This is a genomic window from Fictibacillus phosphorivorans, assembly GCF_023715845.1.
Lineage (GTDB): Bacteria > Bacillota > Bacilli > Bacillales > Fictibacillaceae > Fictibacillus > Fictibacillus phosphorivorans_D.
In genome coordinates this window covers 1-405 of sequence record NZ_JAMBOR010000073.1, presented here as the reverse complement: position 1 = coordinate 405, position 405 = coordinate 1, and the positions used below count along the sequence as shown (strand labels likewise).

General features: G+C 57.3%; 1 protein-coding gene. It reads right to left on the bottom strand.

What is annotated here, in order from left to right; genetic code table 11:
• The coding region (locus tag M3206_RS18850; protein WP_251314043.1) for a hypothetical protein at positions 1-405 on the bottom strand (405 nt) is incomplete at both ends.

Below are 405 nucleotides of genomic sequence, written 5' to 3'. Positions count from 1 at the left end.
CCTCACGCTTGAAAGCTTCCGGCAGCACCATAAATTCCCTCACCCCGTCTGCAGTCGTGCGGACAAATCCTGCCCTGTTGATCGTGCGTTGGTCGACGTTCGGAAATTGGGTATCCAGGGTAGCAAATCGGCTTGCCCCGTGCGCCTCGAAGAATGCCCGCACTTGGTCCAGCATCGCGCGTTCCTCCCTGTTGCCGGTGCCACCGAAGGTATCTAGCCAGGCCATGAAACATTTCGACGCGGCGTTTGTGGCCTCGCCTTGTTGCCAGCCAGTTAAGCCAAAGTGGCTTGCCAGTTCTCCGGCAGACGCCACCAATGCAAAGCGCCTTGTGACTCGTGAAACTTGCCCTGCTGCATCCTTGGGGGCGGCGTTCTGCACAAATTGTTTGATGCTTTCTTCAATCC